This is a genomic window from Fructobacillus sp. ChS1-6f1-1-27 (assembly GCF_059579415.1).
The window spans coordinates 66,678-89,592 of record NZ_JCAOER010000002.1; the positions used below are offsets into that span (position 1 = coordinate 66,678).

The window sequence follows — 22,915 nt, forward strand, 5'->3', positions numbered from 1 at the left end:
CTGGCTTTTCATTTGAGTAAGTTATGAACTTGACGAAGCGCTTGCTTAGCTTCTGGAATGGGCATGGCCACAAAGACGTGGTCCATCTTCGGATAGACGGTGATAAAGACGTTTTCGTAGCCTTTTTCGGCTAATTGCTTTTGGTCGGCGAATAAAATATCATGAGTGCCAGTCAACACATCAATCCGCGGAAAGGTTGACAGGTCGGCGTGGATTGGGCTGATTAGTGGAGAATCAACGGCATAAGAGCCAGAGTAAACCTTTCCTTCAAAGGCCAAGATATCATTGTCTAACATTGGATCGACTGGCTGCAGTGCCTTTTTTTCAGGATTGTTAGCTGTGATGTCAAGCCAAGGTGAGAAAAGAATAATTTGATTTGGGATGGCAGTTGTTAACTTTTGCTCTTGGAGCATTTGCACTAAGGCCAGGGCTAACCCACCACCGGCGGAATCACCCATTAAAATTGGACCTTGGTCCAAACCGTAAACGCCGAGGGCTTGCTGGTAGTTCTTTAAAATAAAGGGCAGAACGTCATCAGCGGTATTGGCCGGCGCCTTTGGGTAAACTGGCATAATGATGCGTGCCTGGTTTTGCTGAGCAATTTTTTGCAACATTGAAAAATGAAAACTCGTTGGTTGAGCCCAATAGGCCCCACCGTGAATATAGTAGATTGTTTTTGCAACGCGACCGGACTTGGGCGAAATCTCGATGGTTGTTTCGAGTTGCTCTTGCCAAGAAATGTTAGGCTTTTTGGCCACGCTGGCTGGAAGCTCGAAAGCCTTTTGACTAGCTGCTAAGGCCCGCTGGTACTCGCTTTCTTCCCGGGTGTCTTTTTGTTTGATAAATAGGGGAATTGTTTTTTCGGCAAAGGCAGAGTAGGCCTTGCGCTTTTGATTGAGGACCGTGTAGTTTTTCATGGGACATCTCACTTTACTATTGAGTTACTTCTATTTTAACATTAACGAAACAAGACAAGCGACTGGCGTAATATTTGTAAATAAACGAATGATAGAATTTGTGATGGTCAAACGTTCGGTTATTTTCCGTGATGGGAGGGAAATTAACAATTAATCAAACACTTGTCGTTGATACGTGGTACGATTGAAGTGTATTAGTGAATAAAATCTAATATTATTCACATTTAAACACGCCTTAGACAGGGAGAAATGCAATGTCAATGATTGAATTTAAAGATGTTCAAAAATATTATGGGGACTTCCATGCCCTCCATGATATTAACCTCAAGATTGATGAGGGGGAAACCGTCGTTTTGATTGGCCCCTCTGGTTCAGGAAAGTCGACCTTGATTCGAACCGTGAATGGTTTGGAAGAAATTGAAGAAGGCCAGCTCTTAGTTGATGGTTTTGACTTGCACGATCCTAAAACAGATATTAATACCGTGCGAAAAGATGTTGGGATGGTTTTCCAGCACTTCAATTTGTACGATAACAAAACGACTTTGGAAAACATTATGTTGGCGCCACGCCTTGTCTTGAAGCGTGACGAAGCCGAAAATAAGAAAATTGCGATGGAATTGTTGGAACAAGTTGGCTTAGCTGACAAGGCTAACAACATGCCATCAGCGCTTTCTGGTGGACAAAAGCAACGAGTAGCGATTGCTCGGTCACTGGCAATGAAGCCAAAGGCTTTGCTCTTTGATGAACCAACTTCTGCTTTGGACCCTGAAATGATTGGCGGAGTTTTGGACGTTATGCGAGATATCGCCAAGGATTCGAAGATGACGATGCTAGTTGTGACCCACGAAATGAGCTTTGCTAAGGCCGTGGCCGACCGAGTAATCTTTATGGCTGATGGTAAGATTTTGGAAGATAGTTCAACCAAGGAATTCTTTGAAAACCCAAGTGAACCACGGGCCCAAAAGTTCTTGTCTCAAGTTGAACACCACTAAAAAGGAGGGGCTCGCTGAAAAGATTTTTTAGCGAGCAAATAATTATGGAGAAAATCAAAAAGCGTCGCTTTGGTTTGATTGCGACCATTGTTTTGGCCTTCTTGCTGGTGTTTGGGATTGGTTGGGCTGTTTATAAGGTCCAAGAAAACCAAAACAACGGTGAGGATACGCTAAAACGAGTAGAAAAGAACCACCAAATTGTCTGGGGAGTGAAGGTTGATACCAAGCTCTTTGGCTTGATGGATACAAAGACGGGTCAGCCAAGCGGGTTTGAAATTGATTTGGCCCAAGCAATGACCAAGCAATTGGCCAAGCAGTTGCACACGCATTTGACGGCTAAATTCGTCCCAGTTACGTCATCATCACGGACTCAGTTGTTGAAGAACACCAATGTTGATGCAGTGATGGCTACTATGACGGCTACGCCAGAACGAGCTAAGACGGTCGACTTCTCAAAGACCTACTTTGATGCTGGTCAGTCGCTCTTGGTTAAGAGGGATTCTGGCATTCATTCGATTGCTGACTTGAATAGTCCTAAGAAAACGATCTTGGTCGTCGTTGGCTCAACGGCTGCCCAAGAAACGAAGAAGTACGCACCAAAGGCCAAGTTGGTCGCCTTGCAAGACTACGCTTCAGCCATGCAAGCCTTGAAGGCCGGCCAAGGGGATGCCCTTTCAACTGATAACGGTATCCTGTATGGAATGGCCACTGAAAACCCTGACTACCACGTGGTTGGCGGAGTCTTCACCAGCGGGCCTTACGCGATTGCCTTTAACCATAACCAAAAGCCAATTGTGAAGGAAACGAACAAGGCTTTGGCTGCTGTTGAGGCGGATGGTCAGTACAATAAGTTGATTAAGAAGTGGTTCTCAAGTGTTCCTGGTTTGGACTGGCATGATTTGGAGGTGAAGTCATGAACTTATTAGTTGATAACTTTTCGACCTTTGTTCAAGGCTTTGATCACACACTACTTGCCAGCTTGATTGCCCTGATTGGGTCTTTAATCTTAGGGACGGTCTTTGCCATTATGCAGGTGTCCGATTCGAAGACGGCCAAGGTGATTGGCGATGTTTATGTCCAAGTCTTCCGCAATATTCCCTTGTTGATTATTACCTTATTCTTGTACTTGGCGGTGGCCAAGGTGGTTAGGATGACGGGCTTTGTTGCGGGTTCGATTGGCTTGATGCTCTATACTTCGGCCTTTATCGCTGAATCAGTTCGAGCGGGGATTTTGTCAATCGAAGGTGGGCAAATGGAAGGCGCTCGAGCTAACGGATTATCCTTTTACCAGGCAATGCGTTATATCGTCTTGCCCCAAGCCTTTAAGGTGGCTATCCCATCTTTGGGGAACCAGGTGATTAACTTGGTCAAAAACTCATCGATTTTGGCTTTCGTGGGTGGTTTGGATTTGATGTACCAGGGAAACTTGGTTGCAGCTAACACCTTTGAAACCTTGACGACTTACATTATTATTGCTGGTTTCTACTTAGTGATTACGTTGCCATTGAGCTACTATATCCAGTACCTAGAAACCAAGTTGAAGAAAGCTTAGGAAAGGAGGGCGAAACGATGAGTGCTTTTTCAGGAGCAAACCTAACATATTTACTCGGCGGTCTTGGGATTACCGTGGGTGTCTCTTTAATTGCTGTGATTTTAAGTCTGGCGATTGGGTCATTAATCGGGGTCATCATGTTTGAAAAGATTCCATACTTTTCAAGTTTCGTTGGGACTCTTAACAACATTGTCCGTAACTTACCATTGCTGTTAATTATTTTCTTTACTTACTTTGCTTTACCTCAACTTGGGGTCCGCTTACCGATTTTCTGGGCAACAGTGGTGGCCATGACGGTCTTTGAATCGACCATGCTAGCTGAAATTATCCGTGGTGGTTTGGATGCCATCGGGGTTGGCCAGTTTGAGGGAGCCCGAGCCAATGGGTTGACCAATGGTCAAACGATGATTCACATCATCTTGCCGCAGGCTTACAAGAAGATGATTCCACCAATTATTTCGCAGTTGATTTCGTTGGTCAAGGATACTAGTTTGGCATCCGGAATTGTCTTAGCCGAAATGACCTACCGTGGTCAAATCGTTTATGCACAAAATACCAATTACATTATTCCAGTACTGTTGTTCTTAACAGTTGTTTACTTCTTGTTAAACTATGGTTTGTCACTCGTGGCTAAGTGGTTTGATAGCAAATTAGCTTAAAAATAAGCAATGCCCGGCCAATGATTTTGGTCGGGCATTTTTATTTGAAAATAATATCCTTTTACGGGTTGTATATTTTCTAAAGTGGCGGTACACTAGCCCGTGATTGAAGAAACCTTTTTGCAGATATAACCAACACTTGTTTGGTTTGCAGAGGGGAGTTGGCGCCCGTTCAAGTGAACGGACAGGTGAAAGAAAAATCTTTTGTTAGACAAAGCACCCGTGCTTTGTAGGAGAGAAGAATGGCGAACACAAAAAAATCTCGGTTGAAATATAGTGGCTTTTTAATTGCCCTTGGAATCGTTTATGGTGATATTGGAACGTCACCACTTTATACAATGAACGCCATTATCTCCGGTAATTCAGGGACAGATAACTTGAAGGACTTGGTGATTGGGTCAATTTCTTTGGTCTTTTGGACCTTGATGTTGATCACGACGGTCAAATATGTTTTTATCGCTTTAAAAGCTGATAACCACGGTGAAGGTGGGATTTTCTCACTGTACAGTAAGGTCCGGACCTGGAAGAAGAGTTGGTTGATTTTGCCAGCAATGGTCGGTGGGGCGGCTCTGTTAGCCGATGGTGCCTTGACTCCGGCGGTGACGGTTACCTCTGCTGTGGAAGGGCTGAAGGGCCAGCGCTTCGGGGCTTTTGTCTTTCCAAGCGGGATTGACTTTGTGATTGCCGTTGTCTTGGCAATCTTACTTTTGGTCTTTTCCTTGCAACGGACTGGAACGACTCGGATTGGCAAGGTTTTTGGTCCGATGATGTTGCTTTGGTTTAGCTTTATTGGCTTCTTTGGCTTCTTGCAAATTTTGCATTACCCAGCCGTTTTGCAAGCCTTGTCGCCGATTTATGCGATTAAAACGCTCTTTGCACCGTATAACCACTTAGGCCTTTTGATTTTGGGAAACATCTTCTTGGCCACTACTGGGGCCGAGGCCTTGTACTCTGATATGGGGCATGTTGGTAAGAAAAACATTTACCTAAGCTGGCCCTTTGTTTATACCATGCTGGTTTTGAACTACATGGGGCAGGGTGCCTGGGCGATTAGCCACCGGGTTGACGGTTCTGCCAATTTGAACCTTTTTTATGACATGATTCCAAGTCAGTGGCGCCTGATTGGCGTTTTGCTTGGAACAATTGCCGCCATCATTGCTTCCCAGGCATTGATCACCGGCGCCTTTACTTTGGTTTCTGAGGCGATTAGTTTGAAAATCATGCCACGGCTGCGGATTACTTATCCAAATGATTTCCGTGGGCAAATGTATATCAGCATTATTAACTGGATGCTCTTCGCGGCTGGTGTCTGCGTGGTCTTGTACTTTAAGACTTCGCATAACATGGAAGCGGCCTATGGTTTGGCGATTACGGTGACAATGTTGATGACCACACTACTGCTCTTCCAGTTTGTGATGAGTAAGGTTGGTTCAGTAGCCGCCTGGGTTTTCGCTGTACCGTTTACCATTTTGGAATCCTTATTCTTGATTGCAAGTCTGGTTAAGTTTATCCATGGTGGTTATGCTTCTGTGATGATTATGTTGGCGATTTTGTCTGTGATGGTCTTCTGGTTCTACGGGAACAAGCGCCGCGAAGCCTTGTCCTATAACAACGAGTACTTGTCGTTGAAGAAGTACCGGAAGCAGTTGATGCTGTTGACTAACGACCAGGACGAGCCATTGATGGCCAAAAACTTGGTTTACATTGTTAATGTTCATAACGATTACCAAATCAAAAAGTCGGTGATTTATTCCTTGTTGGGTGCCCGGCCAAAACGGGCCAATGTTTACTGGTTTGTCACGATTAAGGAATCAATTAACCCGTATGAAAAGTCGTATTCGGTGGACTTGATGGGTAGTCCAAACATGGTTCGTGTAGTTTTGAACCTTGGCTTCAAGGTTGACCCTCAAGTGGAATACTACGTCCACCAGATTGCCAAAACGTTGGTTAAGCAAGGGGTCTTGGAACCGCAGAAGTCCCGTTATGGCCTCGATAAGTACCGGAGTATCGGTGATTTTAAGTATGTGATTACCAATAACTACTATACCGACTTGAAGACGGTTTCAAGTATCTCACTTTGGGACCGGTTCTTGATTGGTGGTCGAGTTTGGCTCCAATCACACACCGTTCACTTGCGCTACTTCTACAAGTTGCGCTTGAGTGATACAGTCGAAGAAGTCGTCCCACTCTTTATCGAACGGAAGAAAGTTTCAAAGTTAACCCAATTAGGCGTGAAGAATACCATGCCAAAAAATGACTGTGATTAAAAATAAAAGAAGCTACCAGTTTCATAACTGGTAGCTTCTTTTTCTTTGGCAGAGTTATAAGGACAGGGCTTCTTTGACTTTACTTAGTTCGGCCGGAATCATTTCACAGCAACCACTAATCCAAGAAGCACCGTGGTCATGCCAGGATGGCGCTTTTTCGGAAAAAATTTTTTCGTTTGGCTCGCCCCAGGTCTTGGTGATGGGGTCGTAATCAGCCCCGGCGTTAGGTGCAATCGCAAGTGCTTTCTTTGTTTTAGCAGTCGCCTTGATGTAATCCAAGGCAGTCTCGGCAAATTCAGGCTTGAAGCAGTTGAAACCGTAGGCAATCACATTTTTTTGTGCTTCCAAAAGCGTTTGAACTTCACGTAGGTCAGTGCCGTCACTAATGTGTCGGCTGTCTTTTAATGAACAGGTGAAGAGTACGGGGGTGTCTGGGTACTTATCAAGTAACTGGCAAAGAACCTTGATTTCTGGCAGGCTGGGTACGGTTTGGACCGCAATTAAGTCTGAACCCGCCTCGATTAGCCAGTGGAGTCGGTCTTTGTGGAAATCACGCAGTTGTTCAGACGACAGGTTGCCATAGTCTCCGGTATATTCAGCACCGTTGGCGAGGTAGGCCCCGTAAGGCCCAATGTTACCGGCGACCCACTTTGCCTGCTGACCATTACTGGCTTGACTGGCCTCTTTAGCTAGAAAAACGGATTGTTTGATGAGCTCTTCGGCCTTGTCATGATTAAGCCCTTGTTTGGCAAAACCAGCAGGTGAGGCTTGGTAGCTATCGGTTGTGGTGATGTTTGACCCAGCGTTAAAAAAGTCTAAGTGGACCTGGTAGACCTTTTCAGGCTCTTTAATCAAGGCTTTGGCAGTCCATAGGGGATTATTAGTATCAAAGCCTTGGTTTTCCAAGCCTAAGCTCATTGAGCTATCAAATAAAATCGTCTTTTGCTGGTTGGCCCATTGTTGAAAATTCATGTTGTTTGACTCCTTTTTTGTTTTGAAAAAGTTGATAATAACCGTAAAGAATAAGAGAGAAAGGAACGCCGATAATTAGCGCAATCCGCTGCTTTGGATCAAAGCCAATTCCAATAATTGAGGCCAGGCAAATGATGATAACGGTGATCGGTGTTAGGGGGTAGAGCGGGGCTTTGTAGGCTAAGGTGCTTACATCATGTTCTTTTTGGTAATGTTTACGGAAGTTCAGCTGAGACCAGGCAATGATAATCCAAACAGCCACGACGGCAAAGGCCGACAGGGCATTGAGAGCCAGGTAAAGAGTTTGGGCAGCGTAAATACTGGAAAGTAAGGAGAGGGCCCCGCCGGCCATTGTTAGTAGCAAACCATAAACAGGTAAACCATGCTTGCTGAGTTTGCCAAGTTTGGGTGAAATTTCGCCTTTGTCAGCTAAGGACCAAATCATCCGAGACGCCGCGTAAACACCGGCATTGGAAGCAGAGAATAAGGTAATGATCAAGACGGCGTTCATGATGTCGGCGGCACCGGGAACGCCGGCTTGGCCCAAGATGGCAACGAAAGGACTGGTGGCAAGGGCATTGTTAGAGGGTGCTAGCAGTGACCCCATGATGACGATGGCGCCGATAAAGAGGACGATTAAGATCACAAGTGTTTTCCGGCTCGCCGTTGGAACCGCTTTTTCGGGGTTCTTGGTTTCACCGGCAGCAACACCGATCATTTCGGCTCCGGAGTAAGCGAAGTTAGCGGTTAAAACGGTGGCTAAAATCGGGCCAATACCATGGGGAAGGATGCCGCCTTTGGTCAATTCACCAAAGTTTGCGGCTGTTTGAATGTGGTGGCCTGGAATAATCCGGGTAACCATCAAAAAACCAATGACGATAAAGGCGAGGAGGGCAAGTGTTTTCACCCAGGAGGTCAGCGATTCGCTTTTGCTAAACCAAGAAAGGTTACCGATGTTTAATGCAAAGATGATGAGTCCGAACAACAAGCACCAGAGCCAAACAGGTTCATTTGGAAACCACCGTTGCATTAAAACACCCATGGTCAGCAAGTTCGAACCTAGTGCAATGGTCCAGGTTAACCAGTAAAGCCAAGCAACCACAAAGCCAACGCCAGGATTAATATATTGGTTAGCATAATCGCGGAAGGACCCGGTTGTTGGTTGGTGGACGGAGAGTTCGCTTAGGCATTGCATGACTAGGCAGACCAAAACGGCACCGATTAGGTAGGCGATAACCGTCCCGATTGCACCAGCACTTTGGATAAAGTAACCAGGACTCATAAAAATTCCGGTACCGATTACCCCACCCAGTGACAGGGCAATCAGCTGGTTAGTATTCATTGATTGTTTTGCTTTTTGAGTATTGCTCATAATTGCTCCTGATGGTCTCAAAATGGTTGTGAATTTGGTAAATTATTTCCGGTAAGCGTGGGTCAAATCCAATTGAAGACCAGTTGAGTTGGCGACAACGCCCTTAACACTTGGTCGGTTTAGGGTAACCCGCTTCCATGAATACAAAGGATTCAAGTTAGCATCGTCCTTCAGTGCTTCTTCTGCTTGTTTGAAGTCGGCGTCGCGAGCAGATGGGTTGTTGGCATCCTGGTTTTCGGCCTTGTTGACGGCTGCGGTGAAGGCCGCGTTGGTAAATTGTCCGTTATTAGTGCCAGTGGTTGCGGTCTTGAACATGTTGTAGTAGCTGACTCCGTCTTGGTAATCACCGGTCCAACTTGTCAAAGTAATGTCAAAGTCACCATTTTTGGCGTCTTGCATCCGTTGCTTAATTGGAACAATTTTTTCGCTGACAGAGATATTATCGGTACCAAAGGCAGACTCCCAAGCTTGCTTCAAATAATCGACGGTATTTTTTGAAATAACGGCATCGGTATCGGTTTCAATCGTGACGTTCATCTTGCCCTTACCGACTTCTTGAAGGCCTTCTTTAAAGAGTTTCTTGGCCTTGGCTAAGTTATAGGAGTAGCCAGGGTTGACATAGGAAGCTAGGTCCTGGCCGTTATGAGCCTTGACTAAGTTCTTAGGAACTAAGCCGGTCGCTGCCCAACGGGTGTTACCACTGGCTTGGCTGGCTAAGGCTTTTCGGTTGGTGGCCATGTTAAGGGCCTGGCGGATTTTCTTATTAGCCAAATATGGGTTCTTAGCCTGGTTATATTCTAAGTAACTTGAAACCGCGAGAGGGGTGGTCGTTGCCGCCTTATTGTTCTTGTTGGCTTGGTAGATTTCTGGCGTGCCATAAATCTTAGCACGGTCAAGCTTGTTTTCTTGGTAGAGCTTCAAAGCCGATTCGGGATCTTTGATGACCTGCCAGTTGACCGTCTTGGTTTTAACGTTCTTGGCATCCCAATAATCTGAGTTCTTGACCATCTTGAAGGACTCATTGGTACCGTTCCAGCCCTCTAGTTTATATGGGCCGGAGTAAATTTGGTTTTTAGCAGTTGTCCCGTAGTGGCTGCCTTGCTTTGTGACGTATGATTCCTTTTGGGGCATCAATTGGGCAAAGCTTAATAGGTATTTAAACTGCTGCATTGGCTTTTCCAGCTTGAAGGTTAGCGTATTGCCCTTTGCAGTCACGCCTAGTGATGAAACCGGTTTTTTACCAGTCATAATATCATCAGCGTTTTTGACCCCTGAAGTGAGGTAGGCGTATTCAGACCCAGTCTTAGGGTCTGCTAACCGTTGCCAAGAATAGACGAAGTCCTTAGCGGTTAAGGCTGACCCATCAGACCACTTTAAGTTGGACCGCAATTGAACGGTGTAGGTGAGACCATCCTTTGATACGCTATAGGATTTGGCCAAATCAGGAACTGGTTCGCCTTTACTGTTTAGCCGCAGTAGGTTTGATTCTGTGTTGCCTAAAATGGTGGTTGAGTATTGGTCAGAACTTTTTGAAATATCCAGAGTTTGAATATCGTTGTCCAGCGAGTAGTTTAAGACCGAGGAACTAGTTGACCCTTTTGATTTTTGATGGTCTGCCACGACTAATCCGCCAATTACTAAGACGGCGACTGCTGCGCCCGTCCACTTATGCCATTGTTTCATTTTTTACTCCTGTTGATTAAATCTTGCTTGTGTTTACTTGCCTTCAGACATCATTAAACAGGGACAACAGGAAAGGATTGTAAAAGTAATTAATTCAATGGTTGTTTTGGGCTGGTCCATGTCTCTTCTCCATTTCTCTCTTAAACACTAAAAAAACGCCCCCAAGTTAGATTGTAAAACCTAAACTTAGAGGCGTCTGTCAACGCGGTACCACTCTACTTTGCTAGCATAATTGGCTAGCCTAAAACCGGTACACTAGGAAAAAGCTATACCGTAACAAGGTAACGGTTGTTAACCGTAGCTGGCTAATCAACAGGGACTTACCAACTAAAAACTACTCCTGGACCATGTTCGTTAGTAGCCAACCCACCATTTCTCAACATGCATGGTTTTCTGTAGGGTTGCTTGCTAACTACTCATCCGTTCATTGCAGTTATCATTCTGGTTATGAGTATATCATTAAAAAACAATGAGTCAAGACTAATTCTAAAATTGCTTTTACAAATCACAAAAAAGACTATAATAGGGAAATGCAAAAGCCGCGAGAGTTCTTTTGTTTATCAGACATTGTTGATCTCGTAATTGGGACGACGACTTCATGAGTCGTGCGGCCCTCAATCAATGGAGAACAAATAGATGAAAAAAAATCGCAGTATTAGTAGGTAGTAATCGGACAAATTCAGTCACCCTGCGAATTGGTCAGTGGTTAGCTAAGCAGCTGACTTCTGACCAATTAAGAGCTGAGGTGGTCGACTTGGCCGCTGAAAACCTGCCCTGGTTAGATGAACCAGATTTGCCATCCGCTGGTCATTATCAAAATGACGCCACGAAGGCTTGGTCTACCAAGATTCAAAGCTTTGATGCCATGGTGATTGTCTCTTCTCAGTATAACTGGGGGTATCCGGCCGTTTTGAAGAATGCATTGGATACTTTGTATGCTGAATGGCAAGGTAAAAAGGTGGCAACTGTTTTCTTTGGTGGCCATGGTGGCTTTCAAGCTGAATTAGCTTTGTCACTGGTTTTGCAGGGACTAAAGATGAACCGGTTGCCAGCTAACTTACGGCTAAATATTGCTGTGGGTGATATTACGGCCGAAATGACGGAGGCCGAAGTTACCACGATTTTAGGGCAGTATGCTGGCGAAGTGGCCCAACTGCAAAAGAGCTTAACAGAATTGGTATAAGACGATGACGACACGTTTATTTGGAAAAAACCAGGTACCGATGACCGGAATTGACCTCGGTGAAACCGGGACCTGCATCCATTATCACTTAAAAGAAGATATTGCAGGGATGTGGTGTGAAACCTGCCAGGCCTACTTTGCCTGCTACCTCTGCCATGACGAACTTAAAGACCATGGATTCGAGCCAAGTACGAAGGCGGATTCAGTCAAATCAGTTTTATGTGGCAAATGTGGGACTCGGTTAACTTTTTCTGAGTACAAGCAGGGCCGGTGTCCAAACTGCCAGAGTGCCTTTAATCCAAATTGCACCTTGCATGAAGATAAGTATTTCGATTAGAAAATTTTCATAAAATGATTGACAAGCCTGAATTTGCCGACTAGTATGGTCAAAAAGCGAAGGAGGGTTTTATTATGCGTAAAGTTGGAATTATTGGAATGGGCCACGTGGGCTCAGCTGTTACTCATGGCCTAGTAGCTGAGGGGGCTTTTGACCAGTATGTTTTAATTGATAAAAATGAAGCTAAGGTCCAGGCGGAAGCTTTGGATTTTGAAGATGCTAAAAATAATTTGAACCACTCCTTTGACATCGCGGTCAATGACTACCAGGCTTTGGGGGATGCTGACGTGGTTATTTCTGCTGTCGGAAACATCGAATTGCAGCATAATAACCCTAGTCACGACCGCTTTATCGAATTACCCTATAACGTTGACCAAGTAAAAGATGTCGCTGGCAAATTAAAGCAAACCGACTTTGCTGGCGTTTTAATTGTCATCACCAATCCGTGTGATGCGATTGCAGCTTTGTACCAAAAAGAAACGGGCTACCCTGTGGAAAAAGTGATTGGAACCGGAACGTTATTAGACACTGCCCGGATGCACCGGGCGGTGGGGGCAGCCTTTGACTTGGACCCCCGTTCGGTTGCGGGTTATAACTTGGGCGAACATGGTAATTCACAGTTTACTGCTTGGTCAACGGTGTCAATTCAGGGCCAATCGGTAGCTGACCGGGCCAAAGAAAGCCAGGTTGACCTGGCCGAAATTGAAAAAGACTCCGTTGTCGGTGGTTATACCGTCTTTGAAGGGAAAGGCTTTACCTCGTATGGGATTGCTTCTGCTGCAATTCGGTTGGCTAAGACGGTTGTTCAAGATGGGCATACGGAATTACCGGTGTCGCACAAGCGCCCAGAGTATGAATCTTACTTGTCTTACCCGGCTATCGTGGGTCGGGCGGGGATTGTTGGCTACTCTCACTTAGATTTAACGGATGAGGAAAAAGAGAAGTTGCAAAAATCAGCCGATTCAATTCAAAACAAATTTAATGAAGTTGTTTAATTAAATCAAACCGCCATGCCAAGGACTTTCACCTGTTTTTATATAATTGTTAAAATAAAATTAGAAAAAGTGTTGACAATCATTAGAAAACGGGTTAGTATATAGACATGGTAATTAATTGCTCCGTAGTTCAGTTGGTAGAACGCCGCACTGTTAATGCGAGGGTCGCTGGTTCGAGTCCAGCTGGGGCAGTCATAAAAAGCCGCTAATCACTTGATTAGCGGTTTTTCATTTTATTGGTTAGTTAAATGTGAAACTTGTGGGATTTTTGGTACCAGTACCAGGTCCCATATAAGGCGTTTAACAAGATAATGACTTGGAGGACAAACATTGAGGTCGCATATTGGCTGCCAAGGAGGTGAATGTTTTGAAACCAAACAACCACTTGGATTAGGTCAACAATTAACCAAGCAATCCATTGTGACCGGTAACCGTAGGTCATTAAAATCTGACCAATGATGTTTAAAGGTAAGACGGCGGAATCTAAGTAAATTTGGACCCCGTTAAATTGTTTCGATAATCCAAGAATCATTAGATAAGAAGCAATTGTCATTAAAGTGATCACGATTGCTGACCAGGTGCCAAGTTGACGAACCTTTAGCTCCTTGCCGGTGCCGCCGCGGTACTTGGCCCAGGCGGCAATTCCGATAAATTGCATAATTAAGGCAAAGGCTTGCGAGGCAAAGTCGCCATAGGTCCTGGAACTAATCGCAACAGCCATCCAGGTGGCAGTTGCGATAATTCCCCAGAAAAAGTTGCTTTGCTTGCCTTGGTCAACTAAGGCAAGGTTAACCACGGAAGAAATCCCGGTTACTAATGTTAGCCAAGCCATCCAAGCCCAGCTTTGACCATAAATAAAGGTGGCAACTTGTGCTAAGACCATCAGTGCTAGGAATAGCTTCGTAAAGGTCGATAGCTGGACGAGGTCGGTTGCAATTCTTTTGGGCGAAAAGCTATCGGCTAGGCCATCAGCAATGCCAGGCTGTTTATCTGATGTTTTCATGTGTAGAACTCCTCTTTGTTTTTAAGGTGCCGTGACGGGTAAACGCACCACTTTTTTAATCTGTCATATTATACCACCGCTAAACGCGAACGTATTTTCATATTAATGTTGTTTGTTCGGATTAAATCAAAATTAAATCGCATAAGGCCAGTGTTTGTGTGACTTTTTAATGCTATAATAGACAATGCTGTAAATATGTTGATTAAAAAGGGAGTTAAATCATGTATTTGATTACTAACATCGTCGGCTTGGTGGTTTTCATCGCCTTGGCCGTTTTGTTCTCAAAGAACCGGTCTGCCATTAAATGGCGGTCTGTTTCGATTATGATTGTTTTGAACTTGGTCTTGGCCTGGTTCTTTACCGGCTTTTCAGTTGGTCGGTCAATCATTTCTGGTACTGCTGATGGGTTCACACAATTGCTTTCAGCTGCCAGTGCTGGAATTGACTTCGCCTTGAAGCCAACCGGAGCATCTTTGCCATCCAACTTCGTGGTGTCATCATTGTTGCCCATCTTGTTGGTTGTGCCTTTGTTTGATATCTTGACTTACTTTGGGGTTTTGCCATTCATTATTAAGTGGATCGGTCGGGGCTTGTCAAAGATTTCAGGTCAAGCCAAGTTTGAATCATTCTTCTCAGTTGAAATGATGTTCTTGGGTAACACGGAAGCTTTGGCTATTTCTGGTTTGCAATTGAAGTCAATGAAGGCTGAACGAAACTTGACTTTGGCAATGATGTCAATGTCATGTGTGACGGCTTCAATTCTTGGTGCCTACATGCAAATGATGCCTGGTCAATACATTTTAACGGCTGTGCCAATTAACGTTATCAATGCTTTGATTGTAACGTCAATTTTGAACCCTGTTGAAATTACACCTGAAGAAGATACGATTGCAACAATTGGTTCCTCTGCTACACCAGCAGCTGAAAACGCTGAATCAGCTTCGCAAGAATTGGCTGAAGAAGAAATCGCTAAGGCAGAAAAGCCAGTCCGTGAACCTTTCTTCTCATTCTTGGGTGACTCAATTCTTGGTGCCGGTAAGTTGATTTTGATTATCGCCGCCAACGTAATTGCTTTCGTTGCCTTGGCCGCTTTGATTGACAAGGTCTTGGCCTGGGTTAATCCATGGTTGTCACTTGAACACATCTTGGGAATCATCATGTTCCCATTTGCTTGGTTGATGGGCTTGGACCACAATACGGCCTTTGACTTAGCCCAATATATGGGAACTAAGTTGGTAACGAACGAATTTGTCGTGATGGGTAAGGTAACTGGTTCAGTTGCTCACTTCGCTCCTCACTATGCAGCGGTTTTGACAGTCTTCTTGACTTCGTTTGCCAACTTCTCAACGATTGGTATGATTATCGGGGCCTTCAAGGGCTTGGTTGATCCTGACAAGAACAAGCTGATTTCAAAGAACGTTATCTACCTTTTGCTTTCTGGAATCTTGGTTTCATTATTCTCAGCAGCAATGGTTGGCTTGTTCGTTTGGTAAAAAAATATTTTTTAGTAAAGCGGCCCCGCCCTGGGCCGCTTTTTTTATCGAAAAATTGGCTTTTGTGGCCATTCCTGCTAAAATAATATATAAGTGCTAGTTTTCTAGCAAGGAGGAGAGAATGGCAAAAGATCAGCATAAAGGTCAAGCCAAGAAAAAGGCTCAAAAGGAAGCTACTGATAAGGTCGTGAACCAGACGGTTCAATCAGCACAAGAGTCAGCCAAAAAAGCTTATGATACTGTTAAAGAACGGTCGGAGTGGTCAAACCCGGTTGTTGTAACAGTCGTGGTGGTGATTTTGCTGGTGGCCTTGAAAGTTATCTTCGGCGGAATCTTTAATGCAATCTTTTCCTACCTAGGGGAACTGCTTTTAGCAGCAGTTACTAAGAGCCCATGGCCAATCGTGTTCGCTGGTTTTATTGTGTATTATCGCAAGGAAATCCGTGACTTACTTAACCGAATTGGCCGGTAATTGAACAGTTTTTGAAAGGAAAGCTTATGTTTTCAGGTAAGAATAATAAAGATAAAAAGGGCTTTAAGATGCCCAAGGTTGGTAAGAAAGATCAGCCAGCACCCCGGCGCTCACGGATTGTAACGCCATCAAAGCCGATTGAAACTTCATCGGACCCACGTCCAGTTAAGAAGCGCAGTGCTAATAACACTTTGCCAACTAATAAGAAGGCAGTTAAGAATGCTACCCGACCATTTTATAAGAAGTGGTTATTCTGGGTCTTCGTGATTGTTGTTGTCGGTGGGGTGGCTTTGTACTTTATCGGTTCAGCTAACTCATCAAAGAGTTCGGATGATTCCTCAACGCCTGATATTTCTTACTCATCATCAAAGAAGAAGTCAACTAGTTCAAGTTCGTCCAGTTCAGATGATTCAGCTTCTGTAGCTGCGGCGAACCAAGCGGCGGCCTCGTCTGCTTCTGCCGCCGCTGCAAGTTCGTCTCGTGCAGCTTCTGCCGCAAGTCAATCTGCTGCAACTGCCGCAAGTCAGTCGGCTGCCGCCGCCTCATCCAAAGCTGCCGCAGATTCTGCTGCTTCCCAACAAGCTTCGGCTGCTTCATCATCGGCTGCTGCTTCATCGTCAGCTGCCGCTGCTAAGGCCGCACAAAATAATAATACGACAACAACTACTACACAACAGTAAATATGAAAAGCGGGTAGCCCGCTTTTTTATTTGCCAGCAGAAAAGCTTGACTAAGTGGCCTGGTCTTTGTAAACTAAAAGAAGTCAATGAGGATTAGGCAAGCGCGGATTTTAGAGACCTGGTGGGTGGTGAAAACCAGGACCGTTAATGTTGAAGGTTGCTTTGACCTTAAAAATTTAGATTAATGAGTGGTTACCAACTAAGTTGGTAGCAATTTAGGTGGTACCACGTCTTGGCGTCCTAATCAAAAGATTAGGGCGCCTTTTATTTTGCCCGCCACTCAAAAAGGAGAATTGCGATGCGCGAAGTTGAAATGTCAACCAAGTATGACCCAACCGCCGTTGAAGCTGGCCGTTACCAAGACTGGCTCGACAATAAGTTGTTTGCCCCTGAAGCCAACAAGGCAATCCAGGGCCAAGAACCAGAACCATATTCAGTGGTGATTCCACCACCAAACGTTACGGGTAAGTTGCACTTGGGCCACGCCTGGGATACAACCTTACAAGACATGCTAATCCGGCAAAAGCGGATGCAGGGCTTTGATACCCTGTGGTTGCCAGGAATGGACCACGCTGGAATCGCTACGCAAGCCAAGGTTGAACAACGGTTGCGTGAACAGGGGGTTTCGCGTTATGACTTGGGCCGAGAAAAGTTTGTCGACCAGGTTTGGGATTGGAAAAATGAATATGCTTCAACCATCAAGCAACAATGGGGCAAGATGGGCTTGGCATTGGACTATGACCGTGAACGGTTTACCCTGGATGAAGGGCTAAACCAAGCAGTTAACAAAGTCTTTATTGATTTGTACAATAAGGGCTTGATTTACCGTGGTGAATACATCATTAACTGGGACCCACAAGCTCGGACTGCCTTGTCTGATATCGAAGTCATTTACCAAGATGACGAGGGTGCTTTTTACCATGTTAAGTACCCATTTACGGATGGTACGACCTTAAATGGTAAGGATTACATTGAAATTGCCACGACTCGTCCCGAAACGATGTTTGGGGATGTTGCGGTCGCTGTCCACCCATCGGATGAACGTTACAAGGATTTGATTGGCAAAACCGTTAAGGTACCGTTGGTTAACCGCGAAATTCCAATTATTGCCGACGAATACGTTGAAAAAGACTTTGGAACTGGAATGGTGAAAATTACCCCAGCCCACGACCCAAATGACTTCCAAGTTGGTAACCGCCACAACCTTGAGCGGATTAACACCATGACCGAAGATGCTCATTTGAACGAAAACGCTGGTAAGTACGAGGGTCTGGACCGGTTCGAAGGCCGTAAGGCAATGGTTAAAGACTTGGAAGACCAAGGCTTTATGCTGAAGGTTGACCCATTGACCCACTCGGTTGGTCATTCAGAACGAACTGGCGTGCAAATTGAATCCCGTCTGTCAACGCAGTGGTTCGTCAAGATGGAGCCGTTGGCTAAGCAGGCTTTGGCAATGCAGCAATCAGCTGATGACAAAGTTGAATTTGTCCCTGGCCGGTTTGAAGACACCTTTACCCGGTGGATGGATAACATCCGTGATTGGGTGATTTCTCGTCAATTGTGGTGGGGCCACCAGATTCCTGCTTGGTACAAGAATAAGGGGACTGACCAGGAAGAAATCTATGTTGGCGAAACAGCCCCTGGGGATGACTGGGTCCGCGACCAAGATGTTTTGGATACTTGGTTCTCATCTGCCTTGTGGCCATTTTCAACCATGGGCTGGCCAAACGACCTGGAAGGCGATTACGCGAAGTACTACCCAACCAACACTTTGGTAACCGGTTACGATATTATCTTCTTCTGGGTTGCTCGAATGATGTTCCAAGGAAAAGAATTTACTGGTAAACGACCATTTAAGAACGTTTTGATTCATGGTTTGATCCGTGATGGTGAAGGGCGCAAGATGTCAAAGTCGTTGGGTAACGGTGTTGACCCAATGGACGTCATCGAAAAGTACGGGGCCGATGCTTTGCGCTGGTTCTTAGCAACTGGTTCTACTCCGGGACAAGATGTCCGCTTTACTTATGAAAAGATGGATGCCGCCTGGAACTTTATTAACAAGATTTGGAACGCGGCCCGCTACGTTATTATGAACTTAGATGACGATACCAAGGCGGTTGTGCCGGCTAAGGACCAACAGACGTTGGCTGATCGCTGGATTTTGAACCGTTTAAACGAAACGGTCCAAAAGGTAACAACAAACTTCGACAAGTTTGAATTTGGCGAAGCCGGCCGTGACTTGTACAACTTTATCTGGTCTGACTTTGCTGATTGGTACATCGAAATGACCAAGGAGTCATTGAATGGTGACGGGGACAAGATGGCCGTTCAACAAACCTTGGCCTATGTTTTGGACCAGACATTGCGTTTGCTCCAACCAATCATGCCATTTATGGCAGAAGCCATTTGGCAAGAAATGCCTGAACACAAGGGTAAGGCCGAACACTTGGGTATCCAAGCTTACCCAGTTTTTAAGGCAGAACTGGCGGATGCTGAAGCAGCTACTTCCTTTAAGTCTTTGCAGGACTTGATTGTGGCAGTCCGAAATATTCGAGCTGAAGCCAAGGCGCCAATGTCAAAGCCGATTAATGTGGTGATTAAGGTTAGCGAAGAGCGGCTACAAGCGGTCTTCAATGATAACGCCGATTATATTGATCGATTTGTTAAGCCAGAATCATTGACGATTGGAACAAATGTTGACTTGCCTGACTTGGCCATGTCGCAAGTTATTACTGGTGCGGAAGTTTACGTTCCCTTGGCCGGTTTGATTAACATTGACGAAGAAGTTGCTCGTTTGCAAAAGGAAGCTGACAAGTTTGCAAAGGAAGTTGCCCGAGCAAATGGCAAGCTTTCAAACGAAAAGTTTGTTAACTCAGCACCTGAAGAGGTCGTTGCTGCTGAAAAAGAAAAGTTAGCAGATTGGCAGGATAAGCTAGATTCCACTAATAAGCGGATTGCAGAGCTGCAAAAACATAACTAAAATTCAATGTAACAATAATTTCCTCACTTCGGTGGGGTTTTTATGTTAGGTTAATATGAGTATAATAAGATTTTAAACAATTAATTCATGGTAACCGTGAAATTTGGTTTAGTTTATATAGGTAAAAATTATGTTTGGAACAAAAATTTTGGCAAGCGGCCACTATGTTCCGGGGGACGCCGTCACGAACGATGATTTGGCAAAAGTGATTGACACGTCTGATGAGTGGATTGTCGAACACACCGGAATCAAGACGCGGCACGTTTCCCTTCAAGGAGAAAATACATCTGACTTGGCCACTAAAGCAGCCAAAAAAACTTTGGCAAATGCAGGTCTTGCAGCTGACCAGTTGGACTTTATCATTGTCACAACCTTTACGCCGGATGGGCTAGCACCATCGACAGCTGCATTAGTTCAGCGGAATTTGAATGCGACTAAAGCCTTTGCCTTTGATTTGTCGACTGCCTGTGCGGGATTTGTCTTGGGGATGACGACTGCTAACCACTTTATGCAAAGCGGTCAATACCAATATGGTTTAGTGATTGCTGCTGAAGTTAATTCGAAAATGATGGACTTTTCTGACCGGACCAGTACGGTCTTCTTCGGTGATGGTGCCGGTGCTGTTGTCTTGGGCAAGGATGAAGGTAAAGGAATGGTTGCTGGTAGTGACCTGCACACTGAAGGTAACGCTGAAGTCATCCATTCTGGTCGAATTGCGCCATTGACTGAGTTGAGCGCTGATAACTATCCAAAGATTGACGCCTTCTTCCAAGAGGGCCGGGAAGTCTTTCAAGAAGCAACCACTTTGATACCAAAGCATATTCAAGACTTTGTCGACCAACAAGGCTTGAACCTGGATGATGTTGATTACTTTATCTTGCACCAGGCGAACATGCGAATTATTGAAAGTATTGCAAAGTCGCTGGGGCAGCCGATGACTAAGTTCGTTACCAATGTAGAAAAGTATGGAAATTCTTCTTCAGCTGGGATTGCCATGGCCTTTGATCAGGTAAACCAGGAGGTAGACTTGACCGATAAAAAAGTGGTATTAACTGGTTTTGGAGCGGGGTTCACCTACGGGTCTCTGTTACTTGATATATAAGTACAGTTACTTAAGAAACCTTATTTTAATAAAAATGTAATATTAAGGATAATGTGTAGTAATATCTGGACTGCATAATTATACCCATAAGCTAAGCGTAGGCTGTGTGCTTACAAAAAACAAAGATAAAAATATGGAGATGTCTCTCATGAAGAATAACGTTACTAAAACGATTTTGGCAGCAGCCGCTGGTGCCGCTGCTTTTGCTGGTGCAAACGCTGTCGCGTCTGCTAACGATGTTACTGTTAAGGCTGGCGACACTTTGTCACAAATCGCTGCTGACAACAACACTACTGTTGATGCCTTGGCTTCAGCCAACGGTATCTCAAACGTTAACTTGATTTACGTTGACCAAGTTCTTTCAACTGATGGTTCAGTATCAACTTCAACTTCTGAATCAACTTCAGTATCAACTTCAACTTCAACTGCTGCAGTTTCAACTTCAACTTCAGCTGCTGCATCAACTTCAGCATCAACTTCAAGTTACTCATCAGCTGGTGCTTCTGGTTCAGTTGAAACTATCTTGAACGCCATGAACGCATTGCGCTCATCACTTGGTTTGTCACCTGTTTCATATGACTCATCATTGGCTTCATATGCACAATCACGTGCACAAAACGCCGTTGATAACGGTTACTTGCCAACTAACCACTTTGCTACTTCTGGCGAAGTTGTTGCTATTGACTTCTCACCTAGCGCTGTTGTTAACGCTTGGTATAACGAAACCAACATGGTTGCAGCACCTGCACACCGTAACTGGTTGATCAACCCTAACTACACTAAGGTTGGATTTGGTATCGTAAACGGTACTATCGTTGGTGAAGCACGCTAATAGCGAGTTAATCTCGATTTAACCTAAAACACCTACAATAGTTTGTAGGTGTTTTTTTGTTTAAGATATGATAAAAAACGTAAAGATTAAATAAAAGGGCGGTTAGTTCCCGTTATTTGTGATATTATAAGGGAACGTGAAAACGGATTAATAAACGCTAGAAAACGGAGCATAGATTCTTATGTCAGAAGAAGAATATCAAGAAGTTTCACGGCGGGAACGCTTTGACCAGGTTCGAAGTAACCGGCGTCGTAAGCACCGCTGGGTACGCTGGTTGATGTATACCTTCTTGGTTGCATTGGTAGCCTTTGTCGCTTGGGGTGGTTATATTTATAGCCAATACAAGACATCGATTGACGACTTGCACAAGTCAGCCAGTATTAGTAAAACTCGGAATATTTCAAACCTTTTGGCTCGTGGTAAGTCCTTCTCAATTTTGATTTTAGGAACTGATACGGGTGAGTTGGACCGTGATCGGACTGGTTTGACCGACTCTATCATGGTTGCGACAGTTAACCCGAAGGAACACAAGATTACGATGGTCTCAATTCCGCGTGACATTATGGTTGCCATTGATGGTGATGAAGATTCCTTCCCACAAAAGATGAATGCGGCTTACAGTCTTGATGATGTTGGGGCAACGATGAAGACGGTTCAAGATTATCTGAACATCCCGATTGACTCATATGCCTTGGTTAACATGAAGGGCTTGGAAACTTTGGTTGATAAGGTTGGTGGTGTTAAGGTTAAGTCACCACTTTCATTCCAGTATAGTCAAGATACCGCCCATGATTATGGTGCTGACTTGTATCGTTTCCACAAGGGATCTTACAAGTACGAACACTCAACTGATGGTGGTAAGACTTGGTCAGCAAGTAAGACCGTTTTGACTTCTGATGCTGCCTTGGCCTTTAGTCGAATGCGTTATGATGATCCACAAGGTGATTATGGTCGTCAACAGCGTCAGCGGATTTTGCTGGAGGCGTTGTTGAAGAAGGCTGTTAATGTTAAGAGTTTGGTTAATACCAGCTTTATCAAGTCGATGTCAAGCAACGTGCAAACTGATTTGACCTTCGATAACATTACTCAAATTGTTGAAAAGTACCGTGGAACGGTTAAGAACCAGGTTTCTGATCACTTGCAAGGTGATGGAGTCTACTATGACGAAGTTTCGTACCAGATGGTTCCAACTTCTGAAAAGCAACGTATTACGAACCTGATTAGGTCACAGCTGGGCTTGAAGGCTAAGACGACCGGATCTCAATTCGGAAGTACAGTTCCATCTTCAGACTACTCAATTGCTGAAACGATGCTTGAACAAATTAATGAATCATTCACCGGTTAAGGTGTGCTAGAAAGCTAGGTAACAACAGTTACCTGGCTTTTTTATTCCCTATCTATTCGTGTTATACTAAGAGTTAATC

Annotated in this window: 20 protein-coding genes and 1 tRNA gene; 16 read left to right on the forward strand and 5 right to left on the reverse strand. The window is 44.7% G+C overall.

Annotated features, from left to right (window positions below; genetic code table 11):
* Positions 1–8 precede the first annotated feature (8 nt).
* Complete coding sequence (locus tag AC5162_RS01375) at positions 9–917, reverse strand: alpha/beta hydrolase (protein WP_496533470.1); 909 nt, start codon at positions 915–917, stop codon at positions 9–11.
* A 254-nt stretch (positions 918–1,171) separates the two neighbouring features.
* Between AC5162_RS01375 and AC5162_RS01380 the strand changes: the two genes are divergently transcribed.
* The 5 genes from AC5162_RS01380 (at position 1,172) to AC5162_RS01400 (ending at position 6,387) form a co-directional block, all read left to right on the forward strand.
* Positions 1,172–1,909, forward strand: coding sequence for an amino acid ABC transporter ATP-binding protein (locus AC5162_RS01380; protein WP_496533471.1), 738 nt, complete (start codon positions 1,172–1,174; stop codon positions 1,907–1,909).
* A 44-nt stretch (positions 1,910–1,953) separates the two neighbouring features.
* Positions 1,954–2,826: a transporter substrate-binding domain-containing protein gene (locus AC5162_RS01385; protein ID WP_496533472.1), complete on the forward strand. Its 873-nt coding sequence runs from the start codon at positions 1,954–1,956 to the stop codon at positions 2,824–2,826.
* Positions 2,823–3,461: an amino acid ABC transporter permease gene (locus tag AC5162_RS01390; protein WP_496533473.1), complete on the forward strand. Its 639-nt coding sequence runs from the start codon at positions 2,823–2,825 to the stop codon at positions 3,459–3,461. The genes AC5162_RS01385 and AC5162_RS01390 overlap by 4 nt, the downstream gene beginning before the upstream one ends.
* Positions 3,462–3,478: 17 nt before the next feature.
* On the forward strand, positions 3,479–4,120 hold the full coding sequence (locus AC5162_RS01395) for an amino acid ABC transporter permease (RefSeq protein WP_496533474.1): 642 nt from the start codon (positions 3,479–3,481) through the stop codon (positions 4,118–4,120).
* A gap of 242 nt (positions 4,121–4,362) precedes the next feature.
* A complete protein-coding gene (locus AC5162_RS01400; RefSeq protein ID WP_496533475.1) occupies positions 4,363–6,387 on the forward strand; it encodes a KUP/HAK/KT family potassium transporter in 2,025 nt (674 codons plus the stop codon).
* Between the two features lie 54 nt (positions 6,388–6,441).
* On the opposite strand, the gene mmuM is transcribed toward AC5162_RS01400, so the two are convergent.
* From mmuM to AC5162_RS01415, 3 genes are read right to left on the reverse strand one after another with little or no spacing between them, the layout of a single operon-like run.
* Positions 6,442–7,359 (reverse strand): homocysteine S-methyltransferase, encoded by a 918-nt coding sequence (mmuM, locus tag AC5162_RS01405; protein WP_496533476.1) that lies wholly within the window; start codon positions 7,357–7,359, stop codon positions 6,442–6,444.
* Positions 7,313–8,731, reverse strand: a complete 1,419-nt coding sequence (locus AC5162_RS01410; protein ID WP_496533477.1) for an amino acid permease — start codon at positions 8,729–8,731, stop codon at positions 7,313–7,315. Before AC5162_RS01410 ends, mmuM begins: the two co-directional genes overlap by 47 nt.
* Positions 8,732–8,773: 42 nt before the next feature.
* Positions 8,774–10,414 carry a peptide ABC transporter substrate-binding protein gene (locus AC5162_RS01415; RefSeq protein ID WP_496533478.1) on the reverse strand — a complete coding sequence of 547 codons (1,641 nt, stop codon included), beginning with the start codon at positions 10,412–10,414 and terminating at the stop codon, positions 8,774–8,776.
* A gap of 646 nt (positions 10,415–11,060) precedes the next feature.
* Here AC5162_RS01415 and AC5162_RS01420 point away from each other — a divergent pair.
* The 4 genes from AC5162_RS01420 (at position 11,061) to AC5162_RS01435 (ending at position 13,121) form a co-directional block, all read left to right on the forward strand.
* A complete protein-coding gene (locus AC5162_RS01420; RefSeq protein ID WP_496533604.1) occupies positions 11,061–11,597 on the forward strand; it encodes an NADPH-dependent FMN reductase in 537 nt (178 codons plus the stop codon).
* Positions 11,598–11,601: 4 nt separating this feature from the next.
* Positions 11,602–11,934, forward strand: a complete 333-nt coding sequence (locus tag AC5162_RS01425) for a CHY zinc finger protein (RefSeq protein ID WP_496533479.1) — start codon at positions 11,602–11,604, stop codon at positions 11,932–11,934.
* Positions 11,935–12,005: 71 nt separating this feature from the next.
* Positions 12,006–12,929, forward strand: coding sequence for a lactate/malate family dehydrogenase (locus AC5162_RS01430; protein ID WP_496533605.1), 924 nt, complete (start codon positions 12,006–12,008; stop codon positions 12,927–12,929).
* A 119-nt stretch (positions 12,930–13,048) separates the two neighbouring features.
* Positions 13,049–13,121 (forward strand) — tRNA-Asn (locus tag AC5162_RS01435).
* A 52-nt stretch (positions 13,122–13,173) separates the two neighbouring features.
* Here the strand turns inward: AC5162_RS01435 and pnuC are convergent.
* The gene (gene pnuC, locus AC5162_RS01440) at positions 13,174–13,932 is read right to left on the reverse strand and encodes a nicotinamide riboside transporter PnuC (RefSeq protein ID WP_496533480.1); all 759 of its coding nucleotides are present in this window, start codon (positions 13,930–13,932) and stop codon (positions 13,174–13,176) included.
* A 221-nt stretch (positions 13,933–14,153) separates the two neighbouring features.
* Here pnuC and AC5162_RS01445 point away from each other — a divergent pair, with 221 nt between their 5' ends.
* The 7 genes from AC5162_RS01445 to AC5162_RS01475 all read left to right on the forward strand — a co-directional run bounded on the left by AC5162_RS01445 (position 14,154) and on the right by AC5162_RS01475 (position 22,836).
* On the forward strand, positions 14,154–15,425 hold the full coding sequence (locus tag AC5162_RS01445; protein WP_496533481.1) for a NupC/NupG family nucleoside CNT transporter: 1,272 nt from the start codon (positions 14,154–14,156) through the stop codon (positions 15,423–15,425).
* Positions 15,426–15,546: 121 nt separating this feature from the next.
* On the forward strand, positions 15,547–15,897 hold the full coding sequence (locus AC5162_RS01450; RefSeq protein ID WP_496533482.1) for a hypothetical protein: 351 nt from the start codon (positions 15,547–15,549) through the stop codon (positions 15,895–15,897).
* A gap of 26 nt (positions 15,898–15,923) precedes the next feature.
* On the forward strand, positions 15,924–16,577 hold the full coding sequence (locus tag AC5162_RS01455) for a hypothetical protein (RefSeq protein ID WP_496533483.1): 654 nt from the start codon (positions 15,924–15,926) through the stop codon (positions 16,575–16,577).
* Positions 16,578–16,875: 298 nt separating this feature from the next.
* A complete protein-coding gene (locus AC5162_RS01460) occupies positions 16,876–19,557 on the forward strand; it encodes a valine--tRNA ligase (protein ID WP_496533484.1) in 2,682 nt (893 codons plus the stop codon).
* Positions 19,558–19,687: 130 nt separating this feature from the next.
* A complete protein-coding gene (locus AC5162_RS01465; protein WP_496533485.1) occupies positions 19,688–20,659 on the forward strand; it encodes a beta-ketoacyl-ACP synthase III in 972 nt (323 codons plus the stop codon).
* Between the two features lie 148 nt (positions 20,660–20,807).
* Positions 20,808–21,491, forward strand: a complete 684-nt coding sequence (locus AC5162_RS01470; RefSeq protein ID WP_496533486.1) for a CAP domain-containing protein — start codon at positions 20,808–20,810, stop codon at positions 21,489–21,491.
* Positions 21,492–21,672: 181 nt separating this feature from the next.
* Positions 21,673–22,836 carry an LCP family protein gene (locus AC5162_RS01475; RefSeq protein WP_496533487.1) on the forward strand — a complete coding sequence of 388 codons (1,164 nt, stop codon included), beginning with the start codon at positions 21,673–21,675 and terminating at the stop codon, positions 22,834–22,836.
* Positions 22,837–22,915: the final 79 nt, after the last annotated feature.